Annotated in this window: 4 protein-coding genes; 1 reads left to right on the top strand and 3 read right to left on the bottom strand. The window is 34.5% G+C overall.

Annotation, left to right across the window (positions count from 1 at the left end):
* Positions 1-51 precede the first annotated feature (51 nt).
* From sov to HM986_RS07090, 3 genes are all read right to left on the bottom strand, one after another.
* Positions 52-7428: a T9SS outer membrane translocon Sov/SprA gene (gene sov, locus HM986_RS07100; protein ID WP_179334335.1), complete on the bottom strand. Its 7377-nt coding sequence runs from the start codon at positions 7426-7428 to the stop codon at positions 52-54.
* Positions 7428-8009: a Holliday junction branch migration protein RuvA gene (ruvA, locus tag HM986_RS07095; RefSeq protein ID WP_179334334.1), complete on the bottom strand. Its 582-nt coding sequence runs from the start codon at positions 8007-8009 to the stop codon at positions 7428-7430. The genes sov and ruvA overlap by 1 nt, the downstream gene beginning before the upstream one ends.
* Positions 8010-8149: 140 nt before the next feature.
* The gene (locus tag HM986_RS07090) at positions 8150-10441 is read right to left on the bottom strand and encodes an NADP-dependent malic enzyme (RefSeq protein WP_179334333.1); all 2292 of its coding nucleotides are present in this window, start codon (positions 10439-10441) and stop codon (positions 8150-8152) included.
* A 161-nt stretch (positions 10442-10602) separates the two neighbouring features.
* On the opposite strand from HM986_RS07090, the gene HM986_RS07085 reads away from it, so the two are divergent.
* The gene (locus HM986_RS07085) at positions 10603-12972 is read left to right on the top strand and encodes a DUF5686 family protein (RefSeq protein ID WP_179334332.1); all 2370 of its coding nucleotides are present in this window, start codon (positions 10603-10605) and stop codon (positions 12970-12972) included.
* The last annotated feature ends 339 nt before the right edge of the window (positions 12973-13311 follow it).

Below are 13311 nucleotides of genomic sequence, written 5' to 3'. Positions count from 1 at the left end.
GATATATTATTTATAAAGCAAATGTAAATTTTTAATAGCTTCAATTCAAACTTAATTACCAAAATTATAACGTAATGTAATCCCTGACCTTATAGAGGTCTGTGGGAATGATGTTGAAATAGCAAATTCTGAGAATGTATAATCGAAGTAAAAAATAGCCGTTAGGTTTTTACTAAACGCATAATCGGCGTTGTACTTAAGCCCCAAAATAGTTTGACCCGCTGTAATTTGATTATTTTCTAAATCTAAATACCTAATAATGGTTTTATTATCTCTTATGGTAACATCTAAACTCATATTTAAATCAGCTACAATCATTTGTTGGGGTCCGGCAAGTTGCGATCGAATTCTTAAATCTTTAAAACGGTATCCTAGTCCAAGTGTGTATTCTTTTCCTTGAATTTCAGTCATTAAATTGTTATCAAAACTAAGAGATAACGTTCTATCTGTTTTCACTTCCGCTAAGACCTTTACCGAGTTTTTCATTTCAAAATCTAAACGCACTAACGGACTAAACTGTTCTTCTAAGTTAATGTTGCTATAAAGCGTTTGATTTTTAAGGTTTCCATTGGCATCTTGGTTTAGACTATTTACAGAACCAATACCAGTCCCCGAATCTAAAATTAAGTTGTCCACATCGCTGTCATAATCTAAGTTAGTTCTAAACTGATTTATAGTATAACGCGATCTGTATCCATGTTGCACAGAAAAACGCTTAAAGGTTCTTTTAAACCAAGGTAATTTCATTAAACCAGTATATTTCAACGTCCAGTTTGGAATTGGAATATCCCTAAAAGCACTAGTAGTTACCTTATCTGGATTAGATCCTTGGTAAGCAGATAAAAATGCTGGTAATAAAACACGTTGGCTATTTTTACCAAAACCCTCTGGGTAGCCCTCTGCATCTCTAACAAATGGCGTTTCTCCATAAAAGTCTCTCGCTAATCGATTGGCAATAACTAATCGATTCGCTCTAAAATCATCAAAAGGTGCAGATCCGTTTTCGTCACTTTTACTAAACGCTGTTTTGATTAATGCGGTAGAAATCATAAAATTTCCAAAAGAGTTAGTGATTAAATCTTCATATGTATCACTTAAACCATCACCATTATTATCTGGGGCTATAAAACTTTCTGAGATATTCTCTGCATAGGTTCTATTCCCTGTTAAATCAATTTTTAAATCGCGCATAGGCTCTAAATTAACTGAATAATCTAGCGTCTTATTCTTTATCTCTGTATACTGTTCATTAAAATCCCCAAAAGTAGTTAACCATCCATTATTCGCCGCTAAACCTCTAATATCACTTTGACTACCAAAAGTATAACCCAAGGTAGGCTTTAATGTTCCTATAAAGCCTGGTGTTGGCAAGTAACCTGGTAGATATGTTCCGTTATTTTCCGCATAACTAAACTGAACACGTTTCACCATAGTAACAACATCAACAAAGGTATTGTACGCTTTTTTTCCGGTACTTAGCTCATTAGCATCATCAGCTTTTGCACCTTTTTCATTTTCAGTGTCTGGCGTCCCAGGGCGCTTTCTTGTTGCCGTAGTTCTGGTTCTTCCTCTGGCATTTTGATTCCCTGTTTTAACTAACCCTAAGGTTTTATACAGCGTCTCCATATTAAGAGTCGTGTTAATATTATGCGTGTTTGAGTTCTGAATTGAATTCCCTAAATTCACAGTGGTGTAAACTCCTAGGTTATCAGGGTCTTCAACTTGCAATCCCGTATTTAAATCCGATCCTTTCTGCCATTGAAATGCACCGCTATATGCATAAGTTGCCCTTAAAAAGCTTAGAACGGGTATTTTATATAGTGGCAGTTCATAATTTACCTGAAGCTGTTGTGTCTGGTAATTAGGATCACCGAAATCAAATAAACCATCCCAAACATCGAGTTCTGGATCTTGCAATCCATTAATACGGTCGTCAATAAAATAATTACGAACAATATTTGTGTTGGCGGCATTAAAATTTAAACTTAAGGCATCTGTAAGATTATAGTTAATGGCGTATTGAAAATCGAAAGTATAGTTTCTTCGATACAACTCTTCGATACCAATATTCCCTCCAACTAAATCAACCTCTCTAAATTTCTGTTTATTAAACTGTCTGTTAACATCAGAAGCAACAGAAAAACTAGATGGTAATAAGTTGACATTAAAATCCTTTAAAATTTTCCAATTTTTACCAGTAAATAAGGAATCGTTCTTTTTAAAAGGTTCGTATTTTATTGGCTGAAAAGCAAAATTATAATTTGCACCTGCCCTGACTGTTTGATCTAAGGCATTCTCTATTTCAAAATCACGATGTTCTACCTTATTATAGGAGTAATTTAATGTAAGGTTTTCTACATCATAAAAACGGCTTTTAGAATCCCCCGTTTTCTGTTTTCTTACTCCAATAAAATTAATACTTTTTCGTTTAGTATAATCCTCGGATTGTGACCTAATTATATCTTCTTCTGCACTAGAATTTGCTGCATCCAATCTTGATTCTAAAGTAAGATCATTATATAATTGATCGAATTTAGGAGTAATCATCTCTTCACTCTGAGCATAGTTAAACGGCAACTGAACTCCCCATTTTTTCGGTAATAATTGTCCCAACTGCACATTAGTAACCACATCGTATTGTGCCACATCTTCTAAACTTCGTTCACTTGGCCCCTGCTCAATACCACCAAAACCAACAGTACTTCTTCTTCCTGTTGCACTTATACTTGCAAAATCTGCAATTTTAGTATCCATACTTAAAACAGCTGCCCAACCACCTTCATTTTCCATATCAGACATACGCAGTTCATTAAACCAAAATTCACCGCACGAATTCATTCCCGTTGAACCAGAGTTTTTAACACCTACCATTAACACTCTAATATCACCAAAGTTTGGATTTCCTTTAATAGCAATACGTTGTTTTTGAGTTCCAACAATATCATTATAAGGTTGATTTAAAGTCGTCAATGGTGTTTCATCAAGCACACCATCTACTATATTATAAAACGTAGGATCTTCATTATTTAAATTAGGATTAGAAATTCCAAGTGCTTTAATTTTTTGTAAAAACTCTAAAGGAATATTAATTTCATTTTGTTCTGGCCAAATACGTTCTCTAACACTTCCTTCTGCGTCAGTTGATGGTAACAACGGCACTTCTATCTGATAATAATTCTGAGTAAAATCATTACCCATTCTTATGAATGCAATCATTTCACCTGCCTCTAACATCGACCCTTCTTGAGCTTCTGCATGTGTAAACATTCGCAGTTTCTTATACTGACGCATATCTACATTAATATTTTTGTAGACCCCACGAGAATCCGTAGGCCTTAGCTCACAAGCCTGAAGGACTAATGATTGTTCATTTTGCCTTACAATTGTATTGTTATTATTAAGTTCTTCTTGCTCAACTCCCGGTGGCCGTTCATAACCCGCATTATCTTGTACACCAACAACACCAACATTAAATTCTGCGTTTGGACTTTCGTTAGTATCATCATTATCTAAATCCAACGTATAACGTCTCCAATCGCTACGCACTAAATCTAGAGTTGCAAAACGTAAGACCGTATTTTGTGTAAAATCAGACACAAATAAACGTGCAAATCGTATAGATCGAATATCGGTTATTCCATTAACAGCTTCACGTATATCGCTATCTGCAATAGGAATTCTAAACTGATACCATTTTACATCACTCCTAATATCACCATTAGGTAAAGTAACTTGCACATTTTCCTTAACATCATTGATGTAAGGGTTATCTAAATTTAAACTAGATGGAGTAATATCTACCTCATACTGATAATAACTATCAATAGTGTTCATCGTATTATCCCTATTGATATCTTCAACATCTGGTTGTGTTGTAGAACCTCTATTAGTATCTGAAAAAGTCTCTGGCGTGTTACCTTCTGTACCGTTATATTTTTTATAGCGGTTAAAAATATCACCATCTGTGTTTAAATAGTACTGATAATTATCATTTGAAGGATCTTCTCCAAATTGTGCTCCGAATTCAGACAATTCTTCGGCATCATTAAAACCATCAAAACCTACATCCTGATTTGTGCGCTCTGCACCTGTAGTACCAAACGTGTAAATTAGTGACTGATTTTGTGGCACCACACTTCCAAAATCAGTTCTAGTTAATGTTGAAACATCACCATTTTCTGGTAAGCCGTTTTCAAATTGTTTTTTACCATCTTTTAAAATATCTTCTGAGATATTACCAAGGTTAAGATATAATTTACCTCCTGTATTTCCTGGATTATCTAAAAATGGGTCTTGCACCCAAAATTCAATGTATTCAACATTGGCTTGTTCAAAATCAGTAGAGGTGATTTGCCTTGTAATACCTGCCCAACTTCTTGTTGGATCTAAAGCGTTACCATTAGCTGCTCCCGGATCAAAGTTATACGGACCACGCTCTGTTGGATAATACGCTAAATCTAATGTATTGATTACCGATGTCTGCCCTTGAACAATGTCTTGATTGAAAATTTCTTCAATAAAAATACGACGTGTATACAAGTCTGAGACATCATCATCTGTAATGCCATCAGGACGTTGGTTGCTATAAAAGATAGGGTCGATTGTATACCAATTTAAAAGTGCTCTACCATAACCGTTTTCAATGCCGTTAGCGTCGCTTCCAGGAATTGTATTTGGTAAATCTACTGGCCTACTAGATAAAGTCCATGATAAGGGACTCAATAAATTAATAGAACCTTGTGTACCTTCAAAATCATCAATATAAGCTGTCGCTTCTCCATTAAAATCAGCACCATTTGAAGCTCCAGGCAATAAATAGGCAAATTCACCCCGTATTGAAAGGTCCGAGGGGACATCTGTATCTATGTTTGGTAACTTGTTAACCATTCGTGTTAAAAAAGGAACCTCTGTTGAATAGTTTCCATTAAATCCAAAAATGGTGTTATTTATTGGTTCTGAGTTATAATTGGCTTTTTGCGTTATTGGTCGCTCATTAAGATTTAATAATGTTGCCCCTAAAACAAAATTATCATCAAATTGATGCTCTACATTAATCCCTGTAAATCGTTTTGTTTGTTGACCAAAAACAGCATTATTTTCTACTGATACATTAATTGGAGTATTAGAGGCTTTTAAAGCTTCATCTAAAATTTCTACACGACCTAATGCATAATTTACAGTGTAATCGACACCCTCTACAAGTGTTCGTCCACCTGCTGTTACAGTTACGGAACCTCTCGGCACGTTAAACGCATTTAAAGGAATACCACTATCTCCACCACTACTCTTATAACGCCCTTTTATTTGGAATTTATTCTTCTCCGCTTCATCTAAAGCCGCTGTTTTAGTAGATTTATAAAGAATATCATAAACATATTTCTTTTGATTCTCATTATAACCACTTTGCGTATCAGCTATATCTTCGTAGTCCAAGTCGTTATTATTTGGATTACCATCATCATCTAGAACATCGAATAAATAACGTCCAAAAGGTTGCGATTTGGTAAAGATGATCTTACCGTTTTGTGATAATACCGTAACACCTTCTACATAATCAAAGAAACCATCCCCCTGCTCTTGCGGGTCGCCATTGTAATTCAATTTATCTAAATGGAAAAGTCGAATTAATGGGGTTTCGCTTATTTCAGTATCATCAGCGGTATTAACGGTGTTATTATCAAAAGTTGGAAACGGAACCTCTACGCCACCAACAACAACTGGTGTTATATAGTTTAGCGCCGACGATTCTGTATAAAAGATATTTAATGTAAAATCTTCTTGATCTAATTGGTAAGCACCCGTATCATAAATATTTTTCATCATTAGATCCCAAATCGGCTGATTTACTGAAGTGACTGCACTTTTTAACATTTTAAGAACCAAACTTTGGTTATTCACAACTTCTGTTCCGGATGTATTATCTACCGTCGTAGCATCGACACCATCATTGGCAAATTCACCCACCTGAAACACCTCACCTCCAATAGTATATTGAAATGCAACAGCCAAAACTTCATCATTAAGTAAACGTTGATTTAAAGAAATATATCCTAATTTTTCATTTAAAACATACTCTTGTCCTTCAACTAACTTTCGCGCAGATTCTAATTTTCCATAATCGAAACCTTCGTTTGCACTAACAGAAATACCAGCTTCTACATTAGTGATATCTCTTACATTTTGATTCAATATAGATGTCGTTCCAATTGCTGTTGGGTCTAAATCATTATTTTTATTGTTTGGAAATGAATTTGCTGGGACGTTAAAAAATGTTGCAGCTGGAAAACCTGGAATTGGGTTGCCCAAGTTATCAAAAGGTAAGCCTGTTTTATCTGGTGAATTGTTTGATTCACCTAAATCTTGAAATGCTACAATATTTCTTACATTATCAGTTTGATTGTTTCTATTGGTTACCCAAACTTCTACTCTCGTAATTTGAAGTCCTTGGTTATCTATAAAAGGATATTGTAGTAACGCTTTATCATAAGTTTCGCTAAAATGTTGCGCTAAAAAGAAGTGTCTATTTTCATCGTAGTCTTGTGCAAAAAACTCAAATTCTTCAACAGTTCCACCACCTTCAGCTACAACTGATGTAGATTGCGATTGCTGCTCAGAAAATACTGCCGTAACTCTAGTTTTACCAAATTGCAATTCTGTTTTAACACCAAAAAGACTTTGAGCACCTGTAATTAATGAACTATTAAGAGGCATACTAACATTACCGACTTCAATTTTACGGATGATATCGTCTTCGGTTGGAGTATACTCTAACTTTACAACTTGCTGAAAATCAAAAGTAGCTTCGGTATCATAATTAGCTGTTACTTGAAGACGAGTTCCCACTTTACCTAATAAACTTAAACTAATTCTTTGGTCAAAATCGAAAGTAAAATTCGTTCTGTTTCTTGGGGAAAAGGAAGGGTTATCTTGTTTTGAGAATAATATTCCTAAATCGACCTCCACAGAACCTTGTGGAATAATATTTATGGTATTGCCACCAAATATGGTTTCAAATAAGCCTGAATTCACGTAAAATTCGGGCAATAAATTTTTCTGATCTTCTTCTGAACCCTCTTTTTGTCCAGCTTTAGCATCAGCCATTTTCTTATAATAGTCCTTTAATTTTTCTTCTAACACTAGTTTTTGGAATTCTTCTGGTGTAAGTATTAAAGGGTAGTTAATATTAAAATTCCCTATTTTTTCAGAGTAGACATAACGGTCTAAAACAGGGTCATAGGTGTATTTTGAAACAATGCTATTTGGATTTGGCATCTTTAATTTTCCAAATGCAAATGTTGTCTTTGTAGAGTCTTGTTCTGTTTCTGTTTCCTGAGCAATAACCGAATTACCAATTAGCATTGTAAAAGCTAATATGCATAAGTATCGATAGGAGAAGCGCTGTTTATGTAGAGTTTTATTCAATTGCATTATAAGTTTTTTAGAGCTTCTTTTATAATTTGCTCCACTTGGGCGTCTGGTTGGGCTTGTAAAATTTTATCGACAACTTTTTCGGATTGTTTTTTATTAAATCCTAAAACATCTAATGCTGATAACGCTTCATCTTTGTGTGTATTGTTTGCTATAGCAGAAAGTTCGTCCATACCATAGACTTTTAACACTTTATCCTTGAGATCAATAATAACACGCTGTGCTGTTTTTAACCCTATACCTTTTACGCTTTGAATTAAAGCTACATCTCCACCCGCAATACCTTCTTTTACTTGATCTGGGGATAACGACGACAGCATAGTACGCGCTGTGTTAGTACCAATGCCACTTACAGAAATTAGTAGTTTAAAAATTTCGCGTTCAACATTAGACGAAAACCCATATAAACTGTGAGAGTCTTCACGAACTTGAAGATATGTGTAAACTCTTATATGCTCTTTATCTGGAATTTGAGAATACGTATGTAATGATATATTAATAAAATAACCGACACCATTGCAATCTATAACAATGTCTGTCGGATTTTTTTCTACAAGTTTACCCTCTATGTGTGTAATCATTTATGACGAAATGTTGAAAAACCAAATGTAATAAAATTATTTTCATTAGAACACTTAGAATTCTAGTATGAAAGATCGATGCAATTACATTAGGCTTTTTAAGAGCTTAGTCACATTTCAGTAAATCTTAAAAGACAAGATTACCCCAACCTAGGCGTCCTTTTTTCTCGTTCTTGTGCATCAATAACTGCTATTGCAGTCATGTTTACAATCTCATCTACGCTGGCACCTAGTTGCAAAATATGAACAGGCTTGCGCATTCCCATCATAATTGGCCCAATAGATTCTGCATTATTAAGTTCCTTTAATAATTTATACGTAATATTTGCCGAATCTAAATTCGGAAAAATTAAGGTATTAACTTTTCGACCTGCCAGCTTTGAAAATGGAAAAATATCCTGAAGCATTTTCTGATTAAGTGCAAAATCCGTTTGCAATTCACCATCAACAACCATTTCTGGATGTGCTTTATGTAAATACGCAACAGCTTCTCTTACTTTTTCCGCCCTTGGATTGTCTGAAGAGCCGAAGTTAGAATACGAAATCATTGCCGTAACCGACTCTATTCCAAACATTTTTGAAACTCGCGATGTCATACGCGCAATTTTAGCCAAGTCTTTAGCTGAAGGATCAATATTTATAGAGGTATCACTTAAAAACATTGGACCACGTTGCGTCATCATTACATTGGTCGTTGCTACTCTTGAAACACCATCTGCCATACCTATTAGCTCTAACATAGGTCTTACCACTGATGGATAATTACGAGAGTACCCTGTAATTAATGCATCTGCATCACCAACATTGACCATCATTGCGGCAAAATAATTACGCTCGCGCATTACTTTTTCTGCAGAATAAATGGTGACTCCTTGACGTTTTCGCTTTTCCCAATATGCTTTTGCATATCGATTTTTACGATTGGTTTCTTTGTCTGATTTTGGATCTATAATAGCAACATCGTCAGCATTAAACTCAATCTCTGCCATCAATTCTAAAATGACTTTCTTTCTACCCAGAAGGATGGGATGCGCAATGCCTTCTTCGTAAGCAATCTGTGCTGCTTTTAAAACATCTAACTGATCTGCTTCAGCAAAAACAACACGTTTTGGGTTGGTTTTTGCTCTACCCATCAGCATACGCACCAATTTATTATCGGACCCTAATCGTTCTAATAATGAGTTTCTATAACGATCCCAATCTTCTATAGGCTCTTTTGCAACTCCACTTTCCATTGCTGCTTTAGCAACTGCTGGCGGCACTACAGCAATTAATCTTGGATCAAATGGTTTTGGAATAATATACTCCTTACCAAAAGTTAATTTTGTTTCTGCGTAAGCGATATTCACTTGTTCTGGCACGGATTCTTTTGCCAGATCAGACAAAGCTTTAACGGCTGCCATTTTCATAGCTTCGTTAATTTTTGTTGCTCTAACATCTAAAGCTCCTCTAAAAATAAAAGGAAATCCTAAAACATTATTCACTTGGTTAGGATGATCACTACGACCCGTTGCCATAATGATATCTTCTCTAGTATCTATCGCTAATTGGTATTGAATTTCTGGGTTTGGATTTGCCATCGCAAACACAATAGGATTAGCCGACATAGTTAGCAGCATCTCTGGCGTTACAATATCTGGTTGAGATAAACCAACAAACACATCTGCATTTTGCATCGCTTCTTCTAAAGTATCTATTTTTCGATGGGTTGCAAATTCAGCTTTTTCAGAGGTTAAACTAGTTCTATCATCTCTGATCACGCCTTTACTATCTAACATCACTATGTTTTCACGCTTTGCACCAAATGCTTGGTATAAACGTGTACAAGAGATTGCCGCAGCGCCTGCGCCACTAACCACTATGGTGACGTCTTCTATTTTCTTTTTAGCAATTTCTAAAGCATTTAGCAACGCTGCTGCCGAAATGATTGCTGTACCATGCTGATCATCGTGCATTACAGGAATATCTAATTCTTCCTTTAAGCGGCGTTCTATTTCAAAAGCTTCTGGAGCTTTTATATCTTCTAGGTTAATACCACCAAAAGTTGGTGCTATATTTTTAACTGTTGCAATAAATGCTTCAACATCTTCCGTGTCAACTTCAATATCAAACACATCAATGTCTGCAAATATCTTAAACAGTAACCCTTTACCTTCCATCACTGGTTTAGAGGCTTCTGGACCAATATTTCCTAAACCTAAAACCGCAGTTCCGTTAGAAATTACGGCGACGAGGTTTCCTTTAGCCGTGTATTTATAGACATTTTCTACATCTTTGGCTATCTCTAAACAGGGCTCAGCAACACCTGGTGAATAGGCTAAAGACAAATCGCGTTGCGACGCATATTTTTTTGTTGGTACAACTTTAATTTTACCAGGAGTTGGTTTTGCGTGATATACTAAGGCTTCTAAACGTTTGCTTTGTTTGCTCATAATTTGAATGGGTTAGATATTAAACAAAAATGCATTTAATACAAGCTGCAAATATAAGAAAATGAACGTTCGTCTTTGGTTTCTGTCTTTTTAAAAATAAAGATTACGTTTAATCAATTCATCGATAATTTACTACATTGTTGCACCTAACACGTTGTAAAATGAAAAAAGTAGTAGCATTAACCATTGTATTCGTTTTTTTAAGTTTAACAAGTTATAGTCAATCCTTAAAAAAATTCAAACTTATTGATGAAGATAGTGGTACCGTAATTCCATTTGCTAATATTATTTTTAATGACTCCCCTCATAAAGGGACTGCAACTGATATTGATGGTGTCTTTTTTGTTAATTCAGATATTAAGCAAATCACCATAAGTTATGTCAGTTATGAGACAAAAATCTTAAGGATCGCAAATATAAAAAGCGAAATCATTACGCTAAAGCAAGCTGTTAGCGAACTTGATGAAGTGGTTATTGATAGAGAAAATCCGGCACATCGGATTATTAGATTAGCGGTGGCTACTAAAGAGCGTAATAATCCTGAAAACCTAAATTCCTTCACCTATAAATCTTATGACAAAGTTTATGTCGACATCAATGAAGACCAACTCGAAAGTGATTCGCTTAAAGCCGTTGATTCAATTTTTAAAGATTCTTATTTTTTTATTACAGAAACCATTGCTAAGCATAAATATTTAAAACCAAAATTTTCTGAAGATAGTGTTATTGCTAGAAGAACTTCAGGTTTTAAAAATCCTAATTTTGCTGTTTTAGCCAATAGTTTTCAACCTTTTTCTTTTTACGATGAGCACATCTCTCTGTTTGAAACAAACTACCTAAATCCCATTTCAAAAGGGAGTACGAACAAATATAAATTTAGACTAAAAGACGAATACGTAAAAGGACAAGACACTGTATTTGTTATTTCTTTTGAACCTAGAGCAAATCGCAACTTTGAAGGCTTAGAAGGTTTGCTTTATATTAATTCTAACCAATATGCAGTAGAAAGTGTTAATGCCTCAACTTATAATTCTGGAAAAATAGATTTTATGATTCAGCAGAAATATAAATTTATAGACAACGACCATTGGTTTCCAGAACAGTTAAATTTCGTTATTATTCTAGGTGAAGGCTTTGGCAGTTTTAAGTATGTCGGTAAAAGTTATTTATCTGAAATTAACCTAAATACTCCACTAGAAAAGAAAGACTTCCCATTAGTTTCGCTCACCTTACCTGATGGAGTAGAAGGTCGATATTCTCAATATTGGGATCAGTACAGAAAGGATACATTAGATGTAAAAGAACGGCGCACTTATGTGTTAATGGATAGTATTGGGGAGGAATTGAAATTGGACAAGTTTTTAAAGTGGGCTCCTAGTTTGGCTAAGTGGAGAATTCCATTAAAATATGTTGATCTAGACCTAAAACATCTAATTAGATATAATAAATACGAAGGCACAAGATTAGGGCTTGGACTTTATACAAATGATGATATTTTTAAACACGTGTCTATTGGTGGCTATGGTGCCTATGGGTTTAAAGACCACACTTGGAAATATGGAGGAGAGGTTTTAGTCAATGTTCCTGGAGAGAAAGATATTTCAGTAAGCTTAAAATACAAGAATGATTTACGAGAAACAGGAACCTATTCTGGAAATACTACTGATAACCCTTTTGTTCAACGCAATTGGATTGCAAGTCAAATGGACGCTCTAGAATCCTTTAGTATTCATACAGAGATGAAACTTTGGCGGAATATAAATTGGAATTTGGGTTTTAATACTGCTGATGTGACTCCGCTTTACGATTATCAATTTATGACTAATGGATTACCAATGACAAATTATACCAATTCTGAAATCAATGTCGGTATTGGCTATCATGTTAATGAACAACTAGTAAGAACCTTCGGAATAACAACCAGACTACCTAGCGATGCACCCGTTTTTAACCTGATTTACTCGAGAGGATTAAAAGGTACTTTTGACAGTGATTTTAATTATAACAAATTACGCTTTACATTAGATCATAGTTTTATAACTAAAGGACTTGGAAAAACAACATATCGCTTAGACTTGGGTTATATAGATAGTGCGCTACCTTATGGATTACTATTTACAGGCGAAGGAACTTTAGACAAAAAAATTCCTTTTGTGGTGAAGAATTATTTTCAAACCGTAACACCCTATGAGTTTTTATCTGATCGCTATGCTAATTTGTTCATAACACATAACTTCGGACGGCTATTTAACAACAAAGGCCAATTTCAGCCTGATGTTCTGCTCTATAATAATCTCGGAATAGGAAGTTTAGATCATACGGCATATCATCAGAATATTGAATTTAAAACCAAAGAAGAGTTATTTTTAGAAACAGGACTAGAACTTCAGAATATTATTAAAATTCCGTACTTAAATATTGGTTACTTAGGGATTGGTGTTGGTGCTTTCTATCGGTATGGGTATCACAATCTTGACAAATCGAGCGATAATTTTACTTTTAAATATTCTATGGGCTTTACGTTTAAGTAATACTATTTAATCTTTTAAAAACTAAGTCCATTTCAAATCTGATTTTTACAATATCTATAATGTAAAATTCAATCGAGTATCGTTATTGCTTCAATAGATCGCTCAGACGCTCTGGATTCATTTTATTATTAAAAAAGTAATTAAGTAAATGTTGTTTTTATCTTCCTTGTAAAATAAGGAGACGTTTTTGCGAAGAACAATTTTTCTAATTCCTAATGCTTTATTGACAATAGAGAATACAATTTGCCTTTTTTGAATTTTGAACAAAACATCGTTAGTTAATTCCTTAAAAGCTATTAACTACCTTTTTGTCCATTGTATTTTAAGGTATTCTAAAAT

This window comes from Winogradskyella costae (assembly GCF_013403865.1).
Taxonomy (GTDB): domain Bacteria; phylum Bacteroidota; class Bacteroidia; order Flavobacteriales; family Flavobacteriaceae; genus Winogradskyella; species Winogradskyella costae.
Note: the sequence above shows the minus strand (reverse complement) of the source record. Positions and strands in the feature narration are given on the sequence as shown.